Source organism: Streptomyces sp. NBC_00038 (assembly GCF_026343635.1).
Classification (GTDB): domain Bacteria; phylum Actinomycetota; class Actinomycetes; order Streptomycetales; family Streptomycetaceae; genus Streptomyces.
Map to the genome: position 1 here is coordinate 1,747,736 of NZ_JAPELQ010000001.1, position 22,717 is coordinate 1,770,452.

Annotated in this window: 23 protein-coding genes; 9 read left to right on the forward strand and 14 right to left on the reverse strand. The window is 70.5% G+C overall.

The window, feature by feature from the left end:
- Positions 1–16: 16 nt before the first annotated feature.
- Positions 17–589, reverse strand: a complete 573-nt coding sequence (locus tag OG219_RS08145) for a helix-turn-helix domain-containing protein (RefSeq protein ID WP_266824382.1) — start codon at positions 587–589, stop codon at positions 17–19.
- Positions 590–682: 93 nt separating this feature from the next.
- Here OG219_RS08145 and OG219_RS08150 point away from each other — a divergent pair, with 93 nt between their 5' ends.
- Positions 683–1,540, forward strand: a complete 858-nt coding sequence (locus OG219_RS08150; protein ID WP_266824384.1) for a DMT family transporter — start codon at positions 683–685, stop codon at positions 1,538–1,540.
- 33 nt (positions 1,541–1,573) lie between these two features.
- Here the strand turns inward: OG219_RS08150 and OG219_RS08155 are convergent, their stop codons facing one another.
- Positions 1,574–2,338, reverse strand: a complete 765-nt coding sequence (locus OG219_RS08155) for an acyltransferase (RefSeq protein ID WP_266824386.1) — start codon at positions 2,336–2,338, stop codon at positions 1,574–1,576.
- Positions 2,339–2,456: 118 nt separating this feature from the next.
- Between OG219_RS08155 and OG219_RS08160 the strand changes: the two genes are divergently transcribed.
- Positions 2,457–2,990 (forward strand): gamma carbonic anhydrase family protein, encoded by a 534-nt coding sequence (locus tag OG219_RS08160; protein ID WP_266824388.1) that lies wholly within the window; start codon positions 2,457–2,459, stop codon positions 2,988–2,990.
- 31 nt (positions 2,991–3,021) lie between these two features.
- Here OG219_RS08160 and OG219_RS08165 read toward each other — a convergent pair whose 3' ends face one another.
- From OG219_RS08165 to OG219_RS08180, 4 genes are all read right to left on the reverse strand, one after another.
- The gene (locus OG219_RS08165; protein ID WP_266836032.1) at positions 3,022–3,702 is read right to left on the reverse strand and encodes a DedA family protein; all 681 of its coding nucleotides are present in this window, start codon (positions 3,700–3,702) and stop codon (positions 3,022–3,024) included.
- 80 nt (positions 3,703–3,782) lie between these two features.
- Entirely contained in the window at positions 3,783–5,351 is a 1,569-nt protein-coding gene (locus OG219_RS08170) for a carboxylesterase/lipase family protein (RefSeq protein WP_266836033.1), read from the reverse strand.
- Positions 5,351–7,810 (reverse strand): beta-glucosidase, encoded by a 2,460-nt coding sequence (locus OG219_RS08175; protein WP_266824390.1) that lies wholly within the window; start codon positions 7,808–7,810, stop codon positions 5,351–5,353. Before OG219_RS08175 ends, OG219_RS08170 begins: the two co-directional genes overlap by 1 nt.
- Before the next feature lie 390 nt (positions 7,811–8,200).
- The gene (locus tag OG219_RS08180) at positions 8,201–8,653 is read right to left on the reverse strand and encodes a DUF4442 domain-containing protein (RefSeq protein WP_266824392.1); all 453 of its coding nucleotides are present in this window, start codon (positions 8,651–8,653) and stop codon (positions 8,201–8,203) included.
- A 70-nt stretch (positions 8,654–8,723) separates the two neighbouring features.
- Here OG219_RS08180 and OG219_RS08185 point away from each other — a divergent pair, with 70 nt between their 5' ends.
- Together OG219_RS08185 and OG219_RS08190 are read left to right on the forward strand one after the other, a co-directional pair.
- The gene (locus tag OG219_RS08185) at positions 8,724–9,719 is read left to right on the forward strand and encodes a hypothetical protein (protein ID WP_266824394.1); all 996 of its coding nucleotides are present in this window, start codon (positions 8,724–8,726) and stop codon (positions 9,717–9,719) included.
- 66 nt (positions 9,720–9,785) lie between these two features.
- A complete protein-coding gene (locus tag OG219_RS08190; RefSeq protein WP_266824395.1) occupies positions 9,786–10,829 on the forward strand; it encodes a hypothetical protein in 1,044 nt (347 codons plus the stop codon).
- Between the two features lie 182 nt (positions 10,830–11,011).
- Here the strand turns inward: OG219_RS08190 and arsM are convergent, their stop codons facing one another.
- On the reverse strand, positions 11,012–11,899 hold the full coding sequence (gene arsM / locus OG219_RS08195; protein WP_266836034.1) for an arsenite methyltransferase: 888 nt from the start codon (positions 11,897–11,899) through the stop codon (positions 11,012–11,014).
- Positions 11,900–12,013: 114 nt separating this feature from the next.
- On the opposite strand from arsM, the gene OG219_RS08200 reads away from it, so the two are divergent.
- From OG219_RS08200 to OG219_RS08210, 3 genes are read left to right on the forward strand one after another with little or no spacing between them, the layout of a single operon-like run.
- Complete coding sequence (locus tag OG219_RS08200; RefSeq protein WP_266824396.1) at positions 12,014–12,391, forward strand: helix-turn-helix transcriptional regulator; 378 nt, start codon at positions 12,014–12,016, stop codon at positions 12,389–12,391.
- Complete coding sequence (locus tag OG219_RS08205) at positions 12,388–13,131, forward strand: MIP/aquaporin family protein (RefSeq protein ID WP_266824398.1); 744 nt, start codon at positions 12,388–12,390, stop codon at positions 13,129–13,131. The genes OG219_RS08200 and OG219_RS08205 overlap by 4 nt, the downstream gene beginning before the upstream one ends.
- A gap of 26 nt (positions 13,132–13,157) precedes the next feature.
- Positions 13,158–13,568, forward strand: coding sequence for an arsenate reductase ArsC (locus OG219_RS08210; protein WP_266824400.1), 411 nt, complete (start codon positions 13,158–13,160; stop codon positions 13,566–13,568).
- 72 nt (positions 13,569–13,640) lie between these two features.
- On the opposite strand, the gene OG219_RS08215 is transcribed toward OG219_RS08210, so the two are convergent.
- The 3 genes from OG219_RS08215 to OG219_RS08225 all read right to left on the reverse strand — a co-directional run bounded on the left by OG219_RS08215 (position 13,641) and on the right by OG219_RS08225 (position 16,949).
- A complete protein-coding gene (locus tag OG219_RS08215) occupies positions 13,641–14,432 on the reverse strand; it encodes a spermidine synthase (RefSeq protein WP_266836035.1) in 792 nt (263 codons plus the stop codon).
- A 278-nt stretch (positions 14,433–14,710) separates the two neighbouring features.
- A complete protein-coding gene (gene tuf, locus OG219_RS08220) occupies positions 14,711–15,880 on the reverse strand; it encodes an elongation factor Tu (protein ID WP_266824402.1) in 1,170 nt (389 codons plus the stop codon).
- A 334-nt stretch (positions 15,881–16,214) separates the two neighbouring features.
- Complete coding sequence (locus OG219_RS08225; RefSeq protein ID WP_266824404.1) at positions 16,215–16,949, reverse strand: DNA alkylation repair protein; 735 nt, start codon at positions 16,947–16,949, stop codon at positions 16,215–16,217.
- A gap of 49 nt (positions 16,950–16,998) precedes the next feature.
- On the opposite strand from OG219_RS08225, the gene OG219_RS08230 reads away from it, so the two are divergent.
- On the forward strand, positions 16,999–17,814 hold the full coding sequence (locus tag OG219_RS08230) for a TVP38/TMEM64 family protein (protein ID WP_266824406.1): 816 nt from the start codon (positions 16,999–17,001) through the stop codon (positions 17,812–17,814).
- Positions 17,815–17,855: 41 nt separating this feature from the next.
- Here the strand turns inward: OG219_RS08230 and OG219_RS08235 are convergent, their stop codons facing one another.
- Entirely contained in the window at positions 17,856–19,025 is a 1,170-nt protein-coding gene (locus OG219_RS08235) for a thiolase family protein (protein WP_266824408.1), read from the reverse strand.
- Between the two features lie 98 nt (positions 19,026–19,123).
- On the opposite strand from OG219_RS08235, the gene OG219_RS08240 reads away from it, so the two are divergent.
- Positions 19,124–19,585, forward strand: coding sequence for a helix-turn-helix domain-containing protein (locus tag OG219_RS08240; protein ID WP_266824410.1), 462 nt, complete (start codon positions 19,124–19,126; stop codon positions 19,583–19,585).
- A gap of 139 nt (positions 19,586–19,724) precedes the next feature.
- Here OG219_RS08240 and OG219_RS08245 read toward each other — a convergent pair whose 3' ends face one another.
- The 3 genes from OG219_RS08245 to OG219_RS08255 are packed head-to-tail and all read right to left on the reverse strand — an operon-like array spanning position 19,725 to position 22,620.
- Positions 19,725–20,480, reverse strand: a complete 756-nt coding sequence (locus OG219_RS08245; RefSeq protein ID WP_266824412.1) for a cupin — start codon at positions 20,478–20,480, stop codon at positions 19,725–19,727.
- Positions 20,477–21,418, reverse strand: coding sequence for a PmoA family protein (locus tag OG219_RS08250; protein ID WP_266824414.1), 942 nt, complete (start codon positions 21,416–21,418; stop codon positions 20,477–20,479). The genes OG219_RS08245 and OG219_RS08250 overlap by 4 nt, the downstream gene beginning before the upstream one ends.
- Positions 21,415–22,620 (reverse strand): Gfo/Idh/MocA family protein, encoded by a 1,206-nt coding sequence (locus tag OG219_RS08255; RefSeq protein ID WP_266824416.1) that lies wholly within the window; start codon positions 22,618–22,620, stop codon positions 21,415–21,417. Before OG219_RS08255 ends, OG219_RS08250 begins: the two co-directional genes overlap by 4 nt.
- Positions 22,621–22,717 lie beyond the last annotated feature (97 nt).

A 22,717-nucleotide genomic window follows, 5' to 3' on the forward strand; every position in this document is an offset into this window, starting at 1 on the left:
CCCGCGGTCGGGTGTCTCAGTGCACGCCCGGCACCGACACCGTCATGATCATCTCCACCGGCACATCGCCGTCATTGCCGTACGTGTGAGGGGTGTTGGCCTCGAACGAGGCGCTGGCGCCCGCCGGGACGCGGTGCTCGGCGCCGTCGACCGTGAGGGTCAGCTCGCCAACCGTGACGTGGATGAGCTCGACGGTGCCTGCGGGGTGCGGGTCGGAGGGGCTGCCCTCGCCCGGCATCAGCCGCCAGTCCCACATCTCCAGCGGTCCCGGCGCCTCGGTGCCCGCCAGCAGCCGGTTGTAGCTGCCGGCGTCGGTGTGCCACAGCCGTACGGCCTGGTCCGCCGGGACGATCCGGACCTTGGGGCCCTGCTCGTAGTCCAGGAGGGTCGTGATGCTGATGCCGAGCGCGTCGCCGATCTTGACGACGGTGCCGAGGCTGGGGTTGGTCCTGGCCTGCTCGATCTGAATCAGCATGCCGCGGCTCACTCCGGCGCGGGCGGCGAGCGTGTCCAGGGTGAAGCCGCGCTCGGTGCGCCAGCGCTTGACGTTGCGCGCCAGGGACTGGGTCAGGAGGTCGAGGTCCGACACATTCCGTCCAATATTTTGAATGACAGAGTTCAATTCAGTGAACTATTGTGTAGTGCACCGGATCGTTCACCGAACTGTACTGCGAGGCACCCCGTGACAGCACTCTTCGCCCTGGCCACCAGCCTCCTGTGGGGCATGGCCGACTTCGGCGGAGGGCTGCTGACCCGACGTATGCCCGCCCTCACGGTGGTCGTCGCCTCGCAGACGATCGCAGCCGTCGTCCTCGGCGCGGTCGTGGTCGCCACCGGCGGCTGGAGCGAGGCCGGCCCACAGCTGTGGTTCGCGGTGGCCGCGGGCCTGGTCGGTCCGGTCGCGATGCTCGCCTTCTACAAGGCGCTGGCCCTCGGCCCGATGGGCGTCGTATCGCCGCTCGGTTCCCTGGGTGTCGCCGTACCGGTCGGCGTGGGCCTCGTACTGGGCGAACGTCCGGGCCTGCTCCAGTTCGCGGGCATCGCGGTCGCCGTCGTGGGCGTCCTGCTGGCGGGCGGTCCGCAGCTCAAGGGCGCCCCGGTGCAGCGGCAGGCGGTACTACTCACCCTCCTCGCGGCCTTCGGCTTCGGCGCGGTGATGTCGCTGATCGCGGAGGCCTCGTCGAGCCTCACCGGCCTCTTCCTCGCCCTGTTCGTACAGCGGGTGACCAATGTGGCGGCGGGCGGCACGGCCCTCTACGTCTCGGTGAAACGCGGCGCCCGGGCCCTCCCCGAGGGCGGTTTCCCCTGGGGCCTGCTCCCCGCGCTCGCCTTCGTCGGCCTCGCCGATGTCGCGGCCAACGGCACGTACTCCATCGCCGCCCAGCACGGCCCGGTCACCGTCGCCGCCGTTCTCGCCTCGCTGTATCCGGTGGTCACGGCCGTGGCCGCGCGCGGCATCCTCAGCGAACGGCTGCGCGGCGTCCAGGCGGCGGGCGCGGGCCTCGCCCTGGTCGGCACGGTCCTGCTGGCGACGGGCTGAGTCAGGCTCGGCGCGTACGTCGCTGGGGGCGGCCTAAGCCTCGAGGTCCAGCGCCGCCAAGCGCGCCGCCGTCTCCTCGTCGAGCCCCGACAGCGCCGACAACTGCTCCGGCGTCACCCCGTCGGGAATCGGCACCGGCGCCGGCGTCCGCAGCGGCGGCTGCCATCCGTCCACCGGGTCCCAGCGCCGTACGACCCGTGCGGGAGCGCCTGCCACGACCGCGTGGTCCGGCACCTCACCCCGTACCACCGCGCCGGCGGCCACCACCACGTTCCGCCCGATCCGCGCGCCCGGCAGGATCACCGCACCGGTCCCGATCCAGCAGCCGGACCCGATCTCCACCGGTTCCATCCGCGGCCACTGCTTCCCGATGGGCACCTGCGGATCGTCGTACGAGTGGTTCGTGGACGTGACGTACACATACGGGCCGAAGTAGCAGTCGCTGCCGATCGTGACCGTCGTGTCGGCGATGACATGGCTGCCGCGGCCCAGCACCACGCCGTCGCCGATGCGCAGGATCGGGTCGGGTCCGAGGTCGAGGTCGGGCATCAGACCGGCGGTCAGTGTGACCTGTTCGCCGACGATGCAGTGGGAACCGAGGTGGATCCAGCGTTCGCCGAAGACCGTGCCGAGCGGGAAGGCCAGCCTGGTACTCGTTCCTATCGCGCCGAAGCGGAGCCGTCCCGGGTGTTCGGCCGTCACCGCACCCGTGCGCTGCACCCAGGCCCAGCCCGCGTGGACGGCACGCTGAGCGAGGTGGCGCCGCCATGATGAGAACGTGTTCTTGCTCGTGGGCACCCGCTCACGGTACTCAGCACCGCGTGCGCCGATGAGGTCGTACGGCTGTGATCTTCGCCCCACCCGGCCCGGTACCGATGGCATACGGTGCCGGAGTACCGACGAGGAGGAGACGGTGATGACGCAGCAGGCGCTGATCGCGGGGATCGGCGGCAAGGATCCGAAGGTGGACCAGGAGGCCTTCGTGGCCCCGATGTCCGTCGTGATCGGCGAGGTGACCCTGCACGCGGGGGCGAGCATCTGGTACGGCGCGGTGCTGCGCGCCGACGGTGGTCCGATCGTGGTCGGCTGCGACAGCAACATCCAGGACAACTGCACGCTCCACGTGGATCCGGGCTTCCCCCTCACGGTCGGCGAACGCGTCTCGGTCGGGCACAACGCCGTGATCCACGGCGCCACCGTCGAGGACGACTGCCTGATCGGGATGGGCGCGACGGTCCTCAACGGCGCGGTGATCGGCGCCGGTTCACTGGTGGCCGCTCAGGCGCTGGTGCCGCAGGGCATGCGGGTACCCCCGGGCTCACTGGTCGCGGGCGTACCCGCCAAGGTCAAGCGGGAGCTGACCGACGAGGAGCGCGAGGGCATCTCGCTGAACGGCGCCTGGTACGTGGAGCGGGCGAAGACGCACCGCGCGGTGCACGAGGAGAAGTGACCGGCTCAGGTCGGGCCTGATCCGGTGTGGATCAGTCGGCGGCGGGCGCCGGGACTGCCCCCGCCTCGGCCGGCTCGGCCGTCTCGCGTTCGGCCGCCTCGTGCTGGGCCGCCGCCTTCTTCGCCTTGCGGCGCACGACCAGCATCGAGGCGAGCCCGATGAGCACCGCGGCGACCAGACCGAGGTAGGAGAAGCGCTTGAGCCAGTCCTCGGCGACCACGCCCACGTAGTAGATGACCGCGGTGGTGCCGCCGGCCCAGATGATCCCGCCGAGGACGTTGGCGATGAGGAACTTCCAGTACGGCATCTTCAGCACGCCCGCGAGCGGGCCCGCGAAGATCCGCAGCAGGGCGACGAAACGGCCGAAGAAGACGGCCCACATGCCCCACTTCTCGAAGGACCGCTCGGCCGTCGCGATGTGCGCCTCACCGAAGTGTTTGGGGAACTTGGCGCCCAGCCAGGCAAGGAGTGGCCGTCCGCCCTTGCGGCCGATGGCGTAGCCGATCGAGTCGCCGACGATCGCTCCCACGGTGGCGCACGCACCGAGGATGACCGGGTTGATCCCGCCGTGCTGCGAGGAGAGCAGCGCCGCGGAGACCAGGATGATCTCGCCGGGCAACGGGATGCCCAGGCTCTCCAGGCCGATGACCAGCCCCACCAGTGCGTAGATGGCGACCGCGGGCACCGTCTCGAGCCATTCCTGGACGTGCAACGCCGGATCCTCCCGTTCGCGTACCTGCATTCCCGGCGTACGCGCGAAGCGAGCCGCGCGCACGCCGGGAAGCCTACCCGTCAGCCGAGTACGGCCGCGTCCCACAGGTCGCACTGGTGTTCCTGATGGACGGTCGCGCTCAGGGAGTTCCCGCCCCCGGACGCGGTCCGCAGCGACAGCACCAGCTCGGAGCGGTCGGGCATCGCGGGCTGTCCGTCCGCACGCGGCACAACACCGCGGATGAAGGACCCCCAGTACTGCACCATCTGCCGCGACAGCACCCGCTGCTCGGCGTTCAGCGGTGTCTCGATCCCGAAGTGCTTGAAGAGGTACTGCACCTCGTTGACATGGGTCGCCCCGAAGTCGAAGTCCGTGTTCAGCTCGCGCAGGGAGGCGAAGGGCGGGGAGGTGCGGTCGGCGAACTCGTACGAGTAGACCGGGCCGCGGGTCGCGAGGGCGCCGTTCAGCCGGAGCGCCGGGCACGCCATCAGGTAGTCGCCGAAGGCGGTGCCGTACGCGATGCTCGGAGAGGGGTAGTCCGCGAGCGGATAGCGCTGGATCACCCGTCCACCCAGGTCAGCGCCCCAGGCGTCCGTCACCACCGTCGGATACCGCTCGGCCGTGAGGGGCGTCCCGGCCGCGTCGAACTGGGCGAAGGCGAACATCCGGCCCTCGTCCTTGTTCGCCCCGTTCAGTACGGGAACCCCGGAGGCCGCGCCTTTCGCGTACGCCTCGAAGGGCTGCACGGGCAGGAAGTCGCCGCCGGCTACGGGACCCCAGTCGAAGCCTGCCTGCGCTGCGAGGATCTCGGCGGAGGACTTGGCGCGCAGACACGCGAGCGAGAGGTCGGCGCAGCCCACCTTCTTCGCGAAGGCGGCACCGGCTTCGACCGCCGGCCCGTGGGTGCGCGCCGCGCAGTTCGCGTAGGCGCCGCTCTCGACAATTCCCGCGCGGTACAGGCCCTTTGAGGTCGGCGAGGCCATCTGCGTGCAGACTGAACGGCCGCCCGCCGACTCGCCCGCGATGGTGACGCGGCCCGGATCGCCCCCGAAGCGGCCGATGTTGGAGCGCACCCAGCGCAGCGCGGCCTGCTGGTCGAGCATGCCGAAGTTGCCGGAGACACCGTCGCGTGCCTCGCCGTCGAGTCCTGCCGTGGCGAGGAAGCCCATCGCGCCGAGGCGGTAGTTGACGGTCACGACGACCGCGCCGGTCTGCCGTGCGAAGGTGTCGGGCACGATGTCCTCACCGGCGCCCGCGGTGAGCCCGCCGCCGTGCAGCCAGACCATCACCGGACGCCGTCCGGCGCCTTCGGGGACGTACACATTGAGGTCGAGGCAGTCCTCGGTATGGCTGGGCTGTTCGTAGCCGGGATCCCAACTCGCCGTCTGTACACACCGATTGCCGAAGTCGCGTGCGGTGCGCACGCCTTTCCACGGTTCGACGGGCTTCGGGTTCTTCCAGCGGAGGTCCCCAACGGGCGGCTGCGCATACGGAATTCCGAGGAACTGCCGCCCCTCGGCGGTGGTTTCGCCACGGACCCAGCCCGCGTCGGTTCGCACGAGAGCGTGCGGCCGGCCCCCGGCCTGGGCGGGCACGGGGACGGCGAGAACGGCTGCGAGGGCGGTGAGCCCGACGAGCAGTCGACGCATCACGCGCTCACCTCCACGTTCGTCCGCAGCCGCAGATCCCGCGACGACGCCCCCACCCAAAGGGTGCGGCGCCCGGTACCGAGCACCCAGTCATGTCGCTTCACGTCCCAGGAGGAGAGAGTGCGCCGCTCGACGACCACGGTGACCCTGCGCCGCTCCCCCGCGCGCAGCGTGAGCCGCTGATATCCGCCCAACACCCGTACTGCTTGGTCGAGTTGCAGATCCGGAGACGGGCCGACATAGATCTGCGGGACCTCGACGCCCTCGCGCCGCCCGGTGTTGCGCACGGTGAAGCTCACTTCGAGGCCGCGACGGGCCGGGCGTACGCGCAGATCGTCGTACGCGAAGGAGGTGTACGAGAGTCCGTGCCCGAAGGGGAACAGCGGGCGCACACCTTCGGTGTCGTACCAGCGGTAGCCGGCGTGGATGCCCTCCGAGTACTCCTCCGTGCCGTCGACGCCCGGATAGCGGAGCGGGTCGCCGGCGACCGGGTGGTGGTCGTCGTCCACCGCGAAGGACTGGGTGAGGCGTCCGCCGGGATCGCAGTCGCCGAACAGGACGGCGGCGGTGGCGGCCGCGCCCTCCTGGCCCGGGTAGTACATCTGGAGCACGGCGGCCGTGCGCCGCAACCAGGGCATGGAGGTCGAGGAGGAGGTGTTGAGGACGACGGTCGTACGGTGGTTCACCGCCGTCACCGCCTCGATCAGCTCGGACTGGTGGCCCGGGAGCGCGAGGGTCGTACGGTCCTGGCCCTCCGTCGCGTCCTCGTAGGCGAAGAGGACGACGCTGTGCGCGGCGCGTGCGGCCCCGACCGCCTCGGCGACGTCCTGCGCGCGGGTCGCGCCGGTGCTGCGCCGCAGCCGGAACAGCTGCCCGCCGGTCCCGCCCTTCGCGGTGATCTCGACCTTGTGCGGGCCCTTGGCCAGGTTCAGCGTCTTGCGGCGCACGGACAGGCCGTCGGGGGCGGCGGTGACGAGTCCGCCCTGGAAGAACTCGCCGTACCCGGGCGCGACGGGGAAGAGGTCCTCGCCGTCGACGAACACCTTGGGCCGCTCGCCCGAGTAGTGGATGACGAAGGTCCACTCGTCGGCGTCCGCGACCGTGAGCGTCCCGTCGTACGTCCAGGTCTGCCCGGCGGCGACGCCCTGGGCCTCGGTGTCGACGCCCGCGGTGAGCGCGCCGCTGGGAATCGCCTTGCCGAAGAGGTCCTCGCCGAGCGCGTACGACACCTTCGCGCCGCGTCCCGCGCGGGACTTGATGACGTCGAGGGGACTGTCGGCGCGGTCGGGGACGACATGGGCGCTGCCGCCGCCGCTGACGAACGGGAGGGAGCCGGTGGGGCCGATCACCGCGATGCTGCCGCCGGTCAGGGGGAGGGTCCGGCGCTCGTTGCGCAGGAGCGTCGCCCCCGCCTTGGCGACCTCCAGGGCGACCGCCGCGCCCGCCCCCGGGTCACGGTCGGGGCGGGGCGGGATGCTGCCGTCGAGCAGCCCGAAGCGGTCCATCACCGCGAGGACGCGGCGTACGGCCCGGTCCACGTAGGTCTCGGAGACGCCGCCGTTCTGCACGGCCTTCTTCAGGGCGTCCCCGAAGTAGGTGCCGTCCGGCATCTCCATGTCGAGGCCCGCGGTGATCGCGGCCGCGGTGCTGTGCGCGGCGAACCAGTCGGTCATCACCCAGCCCTCGAAGCCCCACTGGTCGCGCAGGACGTCGGTGAGCAGCGCCTTGTTCTCGCAGGCGAAGGTGCCGTTGACCTTGTTGTACGCACCCATGACCGCGCCCGAGCGGGCCCCGATGGCCGCCTCGAAGCCGCGCAGTTCGACCTCGTGCATGGTCTGCTCGTCGACCCGCACGTCGACGGACATGCGGTCCTTCTCCTGGTTGTTCAGCGCGAAGTGCTTGACGGTGGCGATGAGTCCCTCGCCCTGGATGCCGCGGATCTCGGCCGCGACCAGGTCGCCGGAGAGCAGCGGGTCCTCACTGAACGTCTCGAAGTTGCGGCCCGCGTACGGGGTGCGGATGAGGTTGACCATCGGGGAGAGCAGCACGTCCTGGCCGAGGGCGCGGCCCTCGCGTCCGATGACCTGGCCGTAGCGGCGGGCGAGTGCGGGATCGAACGCGGAGGCGAGCAGGACGGGGGCGGGCAGGGCCGTCGCGTGCCGGGTGACGCGGACACCGGCGGGGCCGTCGGCGAGGCGGAGCGGGGGGATGCCGAGGCGGGGGACTCCGGGCACGTATCCGGCCTGGCCGAGGGAGGCGGGGTCGGTGGCTCCGTGCAGCAGGGAGATCTTCTCGTCAGGAGTGAGTTTGCTGATCAAACCCTCTACGCGAGGGCCGGCGCCGGATCTGCTCTCCGCATAGGCGAACGGGGCGGAACCGGTCGCGGTGGCCGCCGCGGCGACCGCGATGGCGCCGCCCAGCAGCCGCAGGGCCGATCGCCGGGAAAAGGTGTGGGACATGAGCCGTCACTCCTTCGGTGCGCGGGCACGTCGTTGTGGACCGCATGTACACGTGCCAACGGCGCTCGCGTTCGGCCCTTGAACGCACTATGCGTCAGAGCCGACTTGACACGACGTCAGGCACCACGGGTACGGCGCGAAAACTATGACCGGAGGTGACTCGTGTCAATGAAGTGAACAGAAAAGGGGGGTGGCGCGACAAGAACCGAACGGGGTGGCCGGACGGTGGGTCGGCTGCGGGTCGCCCGCAGCCGTGACGGGGGCGTCGCGGAGCACGGCTGCCCTTCGTGCGAGTGGTCGACGCGACCGGTGCGACCAGACCCGCTACACAGCCCTGGCCGGGCAGTACTTCCGTACCGCCCGGCCAGGGCTCCATGCATGACGCTCGGCTCAGCTGTTCGGGCGCAGCGTCCAGACCACGGTCATCTCGCCGGTCACCGCTCCGTCACCGCGCCGGATGGCGATGGCGACGGGGAACTCGGGACGCTGACCGGCGTCGAGTTCGGCGACGACATCGGCGGCGGGGCGGCCGAGCGTCGCGGTGGCCGTGACGGGCCCCATCGCGAGCTTCTTGTACGCGATTTCGGCACTGACGGCGAGCGGCACGGCGCGCGACAGCTGCTCCCCGAACGCGGCGAGGACGATCGCCCCGCTCGCCGACTCCCCCAGCGTGAACATCGCTCCGGCGTGCGGCCCGCCGACGTGGTTGTGGTAGTCGCCCTGATCCGGAAGAGCCACCACGGCCTTCTCCGGCGTGGTCTCCACGAACTCGAGGTTCAGCGTCCGGGCCATCGGCACGGTGGCGGCGAGCATCTCGCCGATCGACATCTGGTCTGCGCTCATACCGGCATGTTACCCACGAGTAGCAAATCCTGACCAGGGGCGGTCGATGATCGCCGTATCGTTACGCCGCATGTGGCCAGAAGAACAGCCGCCAGGGGGCGGGCGGAGTCCGCAGAATCAGCGGAGTCCCGAGTACGGCGAGCAGCCGAATCCGTATCTGCAGCCGGGGTATCACCAACCCGGACATCAGCAGCCCAACCCGTACCAACAGCCTCCGGGCCCCTGGAACGTCCCGACGGTCCCCGCGACCACCACGGCCGCACCCCCGCCAGGAGACGGCGGCGGGCGGACGAGGGTCATCGCGATCGTCGCGGCCGCAGCCGTCGTGGTCGCGGCCGGGGTGACCGGATTCGCCGTACTCGGCGGCGGCGGCAAGGACGACGAAACTGCTCCCCAACTGACCAACTCCCCGTCCCAGCAGTCGAGTCCGGCGAGTGAACCACGCGGCACCGGCGACGACGAGAAGCCGACCGTCGCCGGGTGGAAGACCGTGGTGAACCCCGAGCGCGGCATCGCGTTCGACGTTCCCCCGGAGTGGGCGCTGAAGGCGACCAGCTGGGTCACCTACGTCGCGGAGGACGACGACCCCGAGGAAAAGCCCCTCATCGGTGTCGCGGCCCCCGCCATCCTGAAGGAGAAGTGGTGCGCCTCCGACGAGAACAAGGACGGACACGAGGACTACTCGGCGCTCGCGGCCGTCGGCACCAAGGGCAACAACGGGGCGAAGAGCCCCGCGGAGGCCGCCCGCGACGACGCGGCGACGTGGGTCTACGGCGCCTACACCCAACCCGACATGGAGCTGGTCACGGCCGGTGCGGTGGAGTCGTACACGACGAAGTCCGGCATCACGGGCAGTCTGGCCACCGCCTCGTCGGCGGGTGTGGAGAAATCGAAAAAGTGCGCCACGGACGGGAAGGCCACCGTGTTCTCCTTCCTGGACCCGTCCGGCGACATCGTGTCGTGGGAGTTCTTCGGAGCCAAGGGCGTGTCCGCCGAGGTACCGGACGCGACGATACGGAGAATCCTCGCCACCGTACGTCTCCATGACACCCCGTCGGACTACTGATCCGGTACATGGCTGACGAGACACAGTGACCGAAACGAGTCACAGGCGGCACTAAGGTGATGGCCCATGTGGCCAGGACAGCAGCCGCCCGGGGGCGAGCAGAACCCGCAGGACCAGAACCCGTACCAGCAGCCGGGGTACCAGCAGCCGAATCCGTACCAACAGCCCGGATACCAGCAGACGGGGTATCCGCAGCCCAACCCGTACGGACAGCAGCCGGGGCAGCCTCAGTGGGGGGTTCCACCGGAGCCTCCCGGGGCGCCGCAAGCGCCCGGCGGTCCGGGTGCCGGGGGCGGTGGAGGGAACAAGACCAAGATCACGGCGATCGTCGCGGCGTCCGCTGTCGTGATCGCGGCAGGTGTCACCGGCTTCCTCGTCCTCGGCGGCGACAAGGACGACAACGCGGGTGGCGATCCGTCCAAGTCCCCCACCACGGCGCCCACCTCCGCTTCGCCGAGCGCGAGCGGCGGTGACGACAACCCGCGCGGCGGCGACGAGGAGAAGGCGACGATCGCGGGCTGGAAGGTCGTCGTCAATCCCAAGTGGGGCACGGCGTTCGACGTTCCGGCGGACTGGGAGGTCCAGACTCCCGGTACGTTCATCGGCTTCGAGGACGATGCGAAGGGCGACGGTTCCGCACTGATCGGCATGTCCGCTCCCGCCTTCCTCCAGGAGAAGTGGTGCACCTCCGACGCCGACAAGGACGGCTACGAGGAGGACTCGGCGCTTGCAGCCGTGGGCACCAAGGGGCAGAGCGGCGCCAAGAACACCGACGACGTCGCGCGCAACGACTCGGCCTGGTGGGTCTTCGGCGGCTACACGGACCAGAAGGACGCCTCGAAGAAGCTGCTGACGATCGGTGAGCCGAAGGCGTACACGACGGCCTCGGGCATCAAGGGCAGCGTCGTCACGACGTACTCGTCCGGCGTCCCCAAGAAGGACAAGTGCGACTCCGACGGCAAGGCGACCACCTTCGCCTTCAAGAACTCGGCGGACGACTTCGTGGCCTGGACCTTCTACGGAGCCAAGGGCGTGTCCGAGGAGGTCTCCGACGCGACCGTGCAGAAGATCCTCGGCACGGTACGGCTGCACGGTGAGCCGACGGGCTGAGTCGCGGGCCGCGCGGAGCGTGAACCAGCGAGGCGGGTCACGGGCCGCGCGGAGCGGTGAGCCGACGGGGTGCGGTGCGGGTCGCGCAGCGATGTTCCGCACCGCACCCCGTCCGCTGTGCTCGCGGGTGCCGCTTCCGGTGGACGGGCCGTGCGCGGTCGCGGGACGGCAGGTCGCGTCCGCTAGTCCTGGCAGCGGCAGCCTGAGGCGGCCTTGGCCTGGGCGACGGTGCTTGCGGAATCGACGGGGGTCTCGGCGGGGGTGCAGCAGGCACTGACGCCGCAGCAGCCGTCTGTCGACTCCGCCGCACCGGCGGGGGCATCGGCCGGCTTGGTGGCGCGGACGATGGCCGAGTGCATGCCGTCGGCGACGGAGTGCGTGGCGGCGATCTCGATGTTCGTGAACCCTGCCGCCTCAAGGCCTTCGCGGTACTCGGTGAAGGAGAGTGCGCCCGCGATGCAGCCGACATAGTCGCCGCGTTCCGCACGCTGGGCAGGGGAGAGGGCGTCATCGGCGACGACGTCGGAGACGCCGATCCGACCGCCGGGGGTCAGGACGCGGTAGGTCTCGGCGAACACCGAGGCCTTGTCGGTGGACAGGTTGATCACGCAGTTGGAGATCACGACGTCGATGGTGTTCTCGGGGAGCGGGATGGCCTCGATGGTGCCCTTGAGGAACTCGACGTTCGTCGCGCCCGCCTTCTTCACGTTGGCGAGGGCCAGGGCGAGCATCTCCTCGGTCATGTCGAGGCCGTAGGCCTTGCCCGTGGGGCCGACGCGGCGGGCGGAGAGCAGCACGTCGATGCCGCCGCCCGAGCCGAGGTCGAGGACGCGTTCGCCTTCGTGGAGGTCTGCGACGGCCGTGGGGTTGCCGCAGCCCAGGGAGGCGGCGACGGCCTCGGCGGGCAGAGCATCGCGCTCGTCGGCGGCGTAGAGGGTGGAGCCGAAGTTCTCGTCGATCTCGACCGGCTGCGGTCCGCAACAGGCGGTGCCGCCCTCGGTGACCTGCACTGCTGCCGCGGCGTACCGGCGGCGGACCGTCTCGCGCAGATCGGTGGACTGCTCGCTCATGACTTCGCTCATGACTCACTCCTGGATGACGGGCCTGGCGGGGCCCGAGCGGCCTGTATTGACGTTTGTCGATGCAACCTTGCGCCTTGAATCGAAAAACGTCAACATAGAGGAATGTCGAAACAAGAACTTGAGGTGCTCGGTCAGGGCACGGACGGCGGCTGCTGCCAGGCGCTGGCGACCGCACCCCTGGACGAGGGGCAGGCCACCGAGCTGGCGAAGGCTTTCAAGGCCCTGGGGGATCCCGTACGGCTGCGACTGCTGTCGATGATCGCCTCACGGGAGGGCGGCGAGGTGTGCGTGTGTGAGCTGACGCCCGCGTTCGAGCTGTCTCAGCCGACGATCTCCCACCACCTCAAGCTGCTGCGCCAGGCCGGTCTCATCGACTGCGAGCGGCGTGGGACCTGGGTCTACTACTGGGCGCTGCCCGGTGTCCTGGACCGCTTGGGTGCGTTCTTGACAGCTCCTCAGCCTGCCGGGGCGCCCGCGTGAGTGCCTCGCTGGGACGGCGTGCCGTGGCTGAAGCGGTGGGGACGGCCGCGCTGGTCGCGGTGGTGGTCGGCTCCGGCATCCAGGCGACCGGGCTGTCACAGGATGTCGGAGTGCAGCTGCTCGCCAACTCGCTCGCCACCGTCTTCGGCCTGGGCGTGCTGATCACGCTGCTCGGGCCGGTTTCCGGCGCCCACTTCAACCCGGTCGTCACGCTTGCTGCTTGGTTCGTCGGGCGTGGGAAGGGCGACGGCCTCACCGTGCGGGACGTGGCCGTGTACGTCCCCGCTCAGATCGCGGGGGCGATCAGCGGCGCGATGCTGGCCAATGCGATGTTCGCCGAACCGTTGGTGAAGTGGTCCGCGCACGACCGCTCCGCCGGCCACCTGTGGCTGGGCGAGATGGTTGCGACCGCCGGGCTCATCCTGCTGATCTTCGGTCTGGCCCGGACCGACCGCGTCACCTTCACGCCGGTCGCGGTGGCCTCCTACATCGGAGCCGCGTACTGGTTCACCTCCTCCACGTCGTTCGCCAACCCTGCGGTGACGATCGGCCGGGCCTTCAGCGACACGTTCGCGGGGATCGCTCCGCACTCCGTAACCCCGTTCATCGCAGCCCAACTGATCGGTGCCGTTGTCGGCCTGGGCCTGATGGTGGCGGTGTTCGGCCAACCGGCCCCCGCTGAAACCGATGTCGTCGTTCCTCACGGCGAGACCGAACTCGCCACCCCGTCCGCTCGCTGAGTCCCGAACCCAGAAAGACACCCGCCATGAGCACTCCCACCCCGCGTCCATCCGTGCTGTTCGTCTGCGTTCACAACGCAGGGCGGTCGCAGATGGCTGCCGCATTCCTCACCCACCTCGCCGGAGACAAGGTCGAAGTCCGCTCGGCCGGCTCCGCCCCCGCCGACACCGTCAACCCGGCGGTCGTCGAGGCGATGAAGGAAGTCGGCGTCGACATCTCCGCCGAGACGCCGAAGGTGCTGACCGTCGAGGCCGTGCAAGCGTCCGACGTGGTGATCACCATGGGTTGCGGTGACACCTGCCCGGTCTTCCCCGGAAAGCGCTACCTCGACTGGCAGCTCGACGACCCCGCCGGGCAGGGGGTCGCCTCGGTTCGTCCGATCCGCGACGAGATCGAACAGCGCATTCGTGGCTTGCTGGTTGAACTGGACGGCTGACCCCGTCGGTCCATCGAGTGGGAGTCGCGGACGAAAACGGAAACACAAAGGACGCCGGACCGGGTTCCGCCGTCAGCCGATGCTGAAGGCACCGTCGGGCGGCTCGGGTGAGGGGACCGCGTTCTCGTCCCGTACGGGCTGCGCGTTGCCGATGAACTCCCGCAGTGCGGGGCCGTGTTCGACGCGCGCAGGGAAGGCGTCGGAGGCGGTGCGGCGGGAGAGGGTCGCGGTGTCGAGGGGACGGTGGGAGGCCACGAGCACCGCGTTGCCGAAGCGGCGGCCGCGCAGCACGCCCGGTTCGGCGATCAGGGCCAGCTCCTCGAACACCGCGGCGAACGTGGCGAGTTGGGAGCGCAGAAAGGTGAAGGGCGCGGCGTCGGCGAGGTTCGCGAGATAGACGCCGTCGGCGCGAAGGACCCGCTCGGCCGCCCGCGCGTACGCCACGGAGGTCAGATGCGCCGGGACGCGCGAGCCTCCGAAGACGTCCGCGATCACGATGTCGACGGAGTCGGGCACGGCGTCCTCGATCCAGGTGCGGGCGTCCGCGCCGTGCAGCGCGATACCCGCGCCGTCGGGCACGGGCAGATGCTCGACAACGAGGGTGAGCAGGCCGAGGTCGGCCTCCACCACGTCCTGCACGGACCCGGGCCGGGTCGCGGTGACATAGCGGGGCAGCGTCAGCGCGCCTCCGCCCAGATGCAGCACGTCCAGCGCCAGCCCCGGTTCCGCGACCGTGTCCACCACATGCCCGAGCCGCCGCGCGTACTCGAACTCCAGATGCGTGGGCGCGTCCAGATCGACGTACGACTGCGGCGCCCCGTCCACCGTCAGCAGCCACGCCCGCTTCCGGTCGACATCCGGCATCAGCTTGGCGGTCCCGTGATCCACGTCCCGCGTCACGGGTATCGGCTCGTCGTCCACGGATCCATTGTGCCGCCCTACCCCATCAGCTCCGGCCGGGGAGAGATCTTTCAGCCCGTCCGGCGTTTGAGGACGAGCCCTTCGGGCGAACGGGGGTCTGGGGGCGGAGCCCCCAGGGACGGGACGGGAAGGGGCGGAGGGGGCGAAAACCCACAACCCCGCCCCCACCCCGGGTACGGGAGAGCGGATGCCCGCCTTCCTAGGCAGGCACCCGAACCCCGTCAGCCGACCGACGTCACCGTCCCCGCACCCACGGTCCGACCCCCTTCACGGATCGCGAACCCCAGACCGGGCTCCAGTGGAACGTCCCGCCCGAGCTCCACCGCCATGGTGACGGTGTCACCGGGCCGGGCAACGGCGATCTCACCGAGGTCGACGTCGCCGACCACATCCGCGGTACGGATGTAGAACTGCGGCCGGTACCCGGTGGACACAGGCGTCGTACGTCCACCCTCCCGCGCCGACAGGACGTACACCTGCGCCGAGAACCGGCGACTGGGTACGACACTGCCGGGCGCGGCGACGATGTGCCCGCGCCGAACCGCGTCGCGGGGCACCCCACGCAGCAGCAGCGCCACGTTGTCCCCGGCCTGCGCCTCCTCCATCGGCTTGCCGAAGGTCTCCAGGCCGGTGACCACCGTGTCGACGGCGGCGCCGAGCACTTCGATCCGGTCTCCGACCCGGATCGTGCCGCGCTCGATCGCTCCGGTGACGACGGTCCCGCGCCCGGTGATCGTGAGCACGTTCTCGACCGGCAACAGGAACGGCGCGTCCAGGTACCGCTCCGGAATGGGCACATACGTGTCCACCGCGTCGAGCAGCGCGTCGATCGACGCCGCCCAACGAGGGTCCCCCTCAAGGGCCTTGAGACCGGACACCCGTACGACCGGTACGGAGTCGCCGCCGTACCCGTGCGCGGAGAGCAGTTCGCGGACCTCCAGCTCGACGAGGTCGGTGAGCTCCTCGTCACCCGCGTCGGCCTTGTTCAGGGCGACGACGATGTGGTCGACGCCCACCTGCCGGGCGAGCAGCACGTGCTCGGCGGTCTGCGGCATGATCCCGTCGAGCGCGGAGACGACGAGGATCGCCCCGTCGAGCTGGGCCGCGCCCGTGACCATGTTCTTGATGTAGTCGGCGTGCCCCGGCATGTCGACGTGCGCGTAGTGCCGGGTGTCGGTCTCGTACTCGACGTGCGCGATGTTGATGGTGATGCCGCGCGCGGCCTCCTCCGGCGCCCGGTCGATCCGGTCGAACGGTACGAAGGTGCCGGAGCCGCGCTCGGCGAGAACCTTGGTGATGGCGGCGGTCAGGGTGGTCTTGCCGTGGTCGACGTGACCCATGGTGCCGATGTTCAGGTGCGGTTTGGTGCGCACGTAAGCGGTCTTGGGCATGGCTGTACCTCGAAGCCTCTTCATGTCAGCGGAGCTGAGTGATGGCCCCGGCGCGTATGTACGGGCCGGAGCGGGGACCCCCAAGGACTTGCCGACCCTCCCCCTGCGGGGTCCGCCGGACAATCCGGGAAGGGTCAGCTTCGGGCGCCGTCGACAGCGGCCGCGATGATCGGGACGGCAGCCTTCGGCGCATCCGCGACTGCGGATGCTGCGAGGAAGGAGGCGTACCGGAACATGAGGAGATCTTCGCCGACGCGTCTGCCCACGTCGAATGGTTTTTCGCGTCCAGGACGCGTCCTGGACGCGGGTGTTTCCGGTGGTGCGTCAGGAGACTTCAGGGACCGATGTTCTTCAGAGCCTCGCGCACGGACAGCGGCGCGAACCGTCCGCGCTCCCTGGCGAGGAAGTCCCGTACCGCCTCGGGGTCCGTCTTCGCGTACTCCCGCAGACACCAGCCGATCGCCTTGCGGATGAAGAAGTCGGAGTGCCCGGACTGGCGGAGGCAGTACCCGAAGAGGCGTTCCGTGTCGGTGGCCTCCTTGTAGCGGAGCTGGTGGAGCAGGGCCGTACGCGCGACCCACAGGTCGTCGTCCTCGATCCACGCGTCCATGTCGGCCTTCAGCTTCGGATCGGCTGTCACCAGGCCTCCCACCACGTGGGAGGCGAGTGCGTCGACGGTGTCCCACCAGGAGACCGTGGCGACGAGGTGCCGTGCCACCGGCAGGAAGCCGGACGACAGGCGCTTCACATGGCGGCTCAGGTAGTCGACGGCGAAGTAGTGGTACTCGCGTTCCGGCAGCTCCCAGCAGCGCAGCGCGAGCGCCGTGCAGTCGGCCTCGTCGGGGCGCGCCGTGTCCAGGAGGACGGTCCGCGACAGGGCGCGGCGCTCGGGTGTGGCCAGGCCGAGGAAGGGCGCGATGTCCTTCATGTACGCGCGCATCGACGCGGCCCGTTCAGGATCGGCCGCCGCGGCATAGGTGACCGTGAGCCGCTCCAACAGGCTGTCCGCGAGGACGCTGTTCGGCACCTCGAACGGCGCACCTGACGTTCCCGAAGCTGTGACGCCCATGAGACGAACCATACGGCGATCACACACGTCGGTCGGTTAGTGTCACCGGATGCTCGATGCCACCAACCGCTCTGGGGGCACCGCCACGGCCACTCCCCCGGCCGCCGCTTCGGAGCTCGCCGCGCCGGAGTTCGCCATCGCCGCGGAGATCGCCGTCGCCACACCTACAGCTCCGGCCGTCGCGTCCGCCGGCCTTGCCGCCCGCTGCACGCGAGCCCTGCTGTCGCCCTGGTCGCGCCTCTCCCTGCTCGTGGCGCTGCTCGCGGGGGCCGCGTCCAGCGTGCTGCTGTTCGAACCGCAGCGGCTGCTCTCCGACGGCTGGCCACCGCAGCTCAACGGTGCCGCGGCGGTCGTCGCCTTCGCGGTGGCGTACGGCCTTGTCACGGTCGCGTTCGTGCCGCGGCCGCTGCTCAGTCTCGCCGCGGGCGCCCTGTTCGGCTCCCAGCTGGGCCTCGCCGCCGCCATCGGAGGCACGGTGCTCGGCGGCGGACTGGCCTTCGGGCTCGGCCGGCTGCTCGGGCAGGACGCGCTGCGCCCGCTGCTTCGCGCCCGCTGGCTGAAGGCGGCGGACGGGCAGCTGAGCCGCCACGGCTTCCGCTCGATGATGGCGGCCCGGCTGTTCCCCGGCATCCCGTTCTGGGCCGCCAACTACTGCGCGGCCGTCTCCCGCATGGGCTGGCTGCCGTTCCTCCTCGCGACGGCGCTCGGCACGATTCCGAACACCGCGGCGTACGTCGTCGCCGGTGCCCAGGCCTCGGCGCCGACCTCGCCCGCCTTCCTGATCGCGATGGCGTTCATCGCCGTACCGACCCTCGTCGGGATCGTGGTGGCCTGGCGCAAGCGGCACCACCTGCGCGGCCGCTGACGCACTGCTGCGGCGCCCGACAGCGGCCGCCTGACGCGGCGTTACACAGCCTCCAGGACCATCGCGTTGGCGAGTCCGCCCGCCTCGCACATCGTCTGCAGCGCGTAGCGGGCTCCGCGGGTGCGCATCGCGTGGACGAGGGTGGTCGTCAGACGTGTTCCGCTCGCGCCGAGCGGGTGGCCGATGGCGATCGCTCCGCCGTGCACGTTGACCTTGGCCGGATCGGCGCCGGTCTCCTGCTGCCAGGCCAGGACGACGCTCGCGAAGGCCTCGTTCACCTCGAAGAGATCGATGTCGTCGACGGTCAGACCCGCCTTCCGGAGCACCTTCTCGGTGGCCGGGACGACGCCGGTGAGCATCAGCAGCGGGTCGGAGCCGGTGACGGCGAAGCTGTGCAGGCGGGCGATCGGGCGCAGGCCGAGGCGGGCGGCGGTCTCGCTCGACGTGATGAGCACGGCCGACGCACCGTCGTTGACCGGACTCGCGTTGCCCGCGGTGACGGACCAGTCGATCTGCGGGAAGCGCTCGCCGAAGCCGGGGTCGTAGTAGGCGGGCTTGAGCCCGGCGAGTACCTCCGTGGTGCTGGCGGGCCGGACGCACTCGTCGCGGGCCAGCCCGTCCAGGGGCGCGACCTCCGCGTCGAACAGGCCGCCGTCCCAGGCCGCGGCCGCCTTCTGGTGCGAGCCGACCGCGAACGCGTCCATACGCTCACGCGAGAGGCCCCACTTGGCGGCGATGAGTTCGGCACTGATGCCCTGCGGCACCAGGCCCTCCGGGTAGCGCTCGGCGACTCCGGGCCCGAAGGGGTCCTTGCCCGCCGGCACGTTCGACCACATCGGGACGCGGCTCATCGACTCGACGCCGCAGGCGACGACCATGTCGTACGCGCCCGACATGACGCCCTGCGCGGCGAAGTGCACGGCCTGCTGCGACGAGCCGCACTGCCGGTCCACCGTGGTCGCGGGCACCGCCTCCGGGAAGCCGGCCGAGAGCACGGCGTACCGCGTGGTGTTCATGGCCTGCTCGCCGACCTGGTCGACGGTGCCGCCGATGACGTCGTCGATCAGCGCCGGGTCCACTCCGGAGCGCTCGACGAGACTGCGGAGTGTGTGGGCGAGGAGCTCCACGGGATGGACGTGGGCGAGTGCGCCGTTCGGCTTGCCCTTGCCCACGGGGGTGCGTACGGCTTCGACGATCACGGCGTCACGCATGTCTGATCTCCAAACCCATAGAGTTTGCTTTTCAAACCCGCTAAGTGACTCAAGAGTAGCTCAGTGGGTTGGAACAACCAACCCACTAGACTGGTCGCATGAAGGACGCCCGCCCCTGCTCGATCGCCGCCACGCTCGCCCTGGTCGGCGAGAAGTACTCCCTGCTGGTGCTGCGCGAGGTGTCACTCGGCGCCACACGCTTCGACCAGCTGGTCCGCAACATCGGCGCGCCGCGCGACGTACTGACCGCCCGGCTGAAACGGCTCGTCGACGCCGGCGTGCTGAAGAAGGTCGAATACAGCGATCGCCCCAAGCGCTACGAGTACCTGCCCACGCAGGCGGGGCGTGAGCTGGAGCCCGTGCTGCTCACGCTCATGGCGTGGGGCGACCGGCACCTCCAGGAGGACGGCTTCCGGCCCATGGTCCTGGAGCACACCTGCGGCAATGAACTGGTCCCGCAGGTCGTCTGCCGGGAGTGCGGCAAGGAAGTCGAGCACGACGACCTGACGGCGCACCCGCAGGCCCCGGGCTGGACCGTGACGGGCCCTGCGGCGGCGTAGAAACGGACGGAGACGGGCCCCCGGGGCGGCACGGACCTGGACCGTGACGGATCCCGCGACGGCGCAGAAGTGGACCATGACGGATCCCGCGGCGGCGTAAAAGACGAATACGACGCCACGGTGCCCCCTGCCAACAGCCCTAAGGCGTCCCCTTGTGGACGTCGTAGACATCGAGCCGTCCACACATCCCGAACCGGCCGTACGCGGACGGCTGTTCAGCCCGTACGGCGGCGTCCGCGAGGTGGGTGACGTCGCCCCGCTCCAGACGGTCGAGCTGGTGCCCCGTAGCCGTGGCGGCAGCTTCGGCGCCCCGCCGCCACCGCTCGCGCCACTCGGCGAGCCGGGGCCGGACCAGCGCGGCCGCGGCCCGGTGGAACTCGGCGAGCGGCTCGGGTCCGTCCGCGTCACGCAGCGCCCAGTAGCCCTCGACGGCAAGGTCGCGCCGGGCCCGTGCGACCCGCTCCCGCTCCTCCTCGGGCGCGTCCGCCGGGATGGCTGTCGCGGCCGCGTACGTCTCGGCGTCGGTCAGGTACTGCGGCGGCAGCGTGAGGACGGCGTCGCCCGCCTCCGGCAGACCGTTGTTCTGCATGAGGACGGTGATGCGCAGGTCGTCCTCGTTGACCAGCCGGTGGATGGTGCCGGGCGTGAACCACACGACGGCGCCGGGCGCGAGCGGTGTCACCTCGTACCCGGACGTCGTCAGCGTCTGCACCGCGCCGCGCCCGCCGGTGACGACGTACGCCTCCGAACAGGTCAGGTGCACATGGGGAGTTCCGCCACAGACGCCGTCCGCCGCGGGCCAGTCGTAGACGCGGAGGTGCGAGACGGCGACGGCTCCAGGGAGCCCGGCGAAGCCCTCGACGGCCGTCTCGCCCCGTACATCCTGCCCGCTCACCACGGGTGCTCCTGCAGGTACTTCGCGACTTCCTCGCGTTCCCAGGCCCCCTCGGCCACGACGACCCGGTAGCGGCGGGTGAGTGTGTCGCCGGGTGCCAGCTCCAGTTCGTCGTAGAAGGCGAGCGACGGGGCGACGGCGGCGAAGGGTTCGTTGCGTACGAACCAGTGGGCCGGGTGGGCGCCTGCCTCCCCGGAGTGGTCGTTCTCGGGGGCGTGCGCGAAGACGAGCGTCGCGTGTCCGTCGGAACCGTCGTACTCCCCCGAGTACGCGAGCCACGGCGCCTGCTGCCCCATCAGTCCGGGTCCTTCGGAGTCGGGCCCGATGACCCGCCCGTCCCTGAAGGCCCGCGGTCCGCGCCAGAACAGGCCCGTGTAGCCCGCCATCTCACGCCCCGCGGTGGTCGGGCTGCCGAAGCGCAGCGGCTCCGCGCGCCGGTTGGTGACCGCGGTGGTCCAGGTCAGCGCCCAGGAACCCGACGCGGGATCGACGTCGTGCACCTCGATCCGGCGCTCCTCGTCGGCCCACAGCTCACCGTCGTACGGATGCCAGGTGAGCCGCTCCACGATGACCGCGCGGCTGTCGTCCGAGTCCACCCGGTCGAAGGCGACGTGCGCCATCGACCCGACGCGCTCTGGGAGTTCGAGATAGCCCTTTCCGTGAACGTATGTGTTGCCGCCCCACAGGTTCTGGCCGGAGAGGTGCGAGGCCGTCATCTGGAGGCCCTTGTGCCAGCGGTGGTCGTTGGGCCGGTAGTCGGTGACAACGTTGTTCGCCAGCGTCCTGAGCGGATGCAGATACGGCTTCGGGGCCTCCCACGCCGCTTCGGGACCGTAGACATAGCTCAACAGCTCGACGCCGGTGCCGACTTCACTGATCGTGACGCGATCACCGTGCGCGTGGACGATACGCAGGCCACTCTCCGGGGACGTGGTCATGCGGGCACCCCCTGAGACGCCTCGGAGACCTGGGAAACCGCGGGCGCCCAGCCGGCAGCGCCTCCGTGCAGAGCCGTGTAGTACGGATCCCCCGGACCGATCTCCCCCGCACGGACGGTCGTATCCGTGAACGCCGACTTGTACAGCGCGGTGATCAGTTCCAGGCTGGTGCGTCCGTCGGCGCCGCTGCTGCGCGGCCGCTCGCCCGCACGCATGCTCGCGACCAGGTCCCGCAGCTGCGCGAGGTGCGAACTCGGCACATCCGCACCGAAGTCCCGCCAGGCCGCCACGTCCGCGTCCGGCGCTTCCGGAACCGGGGTGATGCGCCAGTTGTCGTTGCTGTGCCCGTACAGATGCGTGAGCTCGACGGTGGCGCGTTCGCAGTCGATGCGGATGCGGCTGACCTCGTCCGGGCTCAGGACACTGTTGACGACGGTCGCCAGCGCGCCGTTCTCGAAGCGGACGAGAGCGGTCGACACGTCCTCCGTCTCCACGTCGTGCACGAGCCTTCCGGCCATGGCGCGCACCTCGCTCCACGGCCCCATCAGATCCAGCAGCAGATCCATCTGATGGATACCGTGCCCCATCGCGGGCCCGCCGCCCTCGGTCTCCCAGCGTCCGCGCCAGGGGACGGCGTAGTAGGCGGCATTGCGGTACCAGGTCGTCTGGCAGTGCGCGACGAGCGGGCGCCCCATGGCCTGCTCGGCGATCAGGCGCTTCACATGGCGTGCGCCGGAGCCGAAGCGGTGCTGGAAGACGATCGCGGCGTACGGGCCGCCGCCCAGCCCCTCCTCCGCCTCGACGGCGTCGAAGTCGGCCAGTGTGAGGACCGGCGGCTTCTCGCACCACACCCACGCTCCGGCCCGCAGCGCGGCCACGGTCTGGTCGCGATGCAGGGTCGGCGGCGTACAGATCACGACCAGATCCGGCCGCTGCTCCTCGAGCATGCGGTCGAGATCGGTGTACGCGTGCGGGATGCCCGCCTCCGCGCAGAACTCCCGAACCGCGTCCTCGGCGATGTCGACCGCGGCGACGATCTCCGTCTCCCCTTCTTCCGCGAGTAGGGCCAGCGCGGGGACATGACTCCCGCGCGCGATGGCGCCCGTACCGATGACGGCGGCCCTGATTCGGCGGCCGTCGAACGGGGCCGCGGGGCGGTTCGAGGAGGTCTCGGAGCTGGTGACGTTGCTGGGTGTGGGCATGTTCGTGATCAGCACTCCATCGGACGTGGTCGTCTGACGTTGGCCAACGCATGATGGCACCCGGACTGGCTCCAGGGACAGCAAGCGCTTTCCCGCC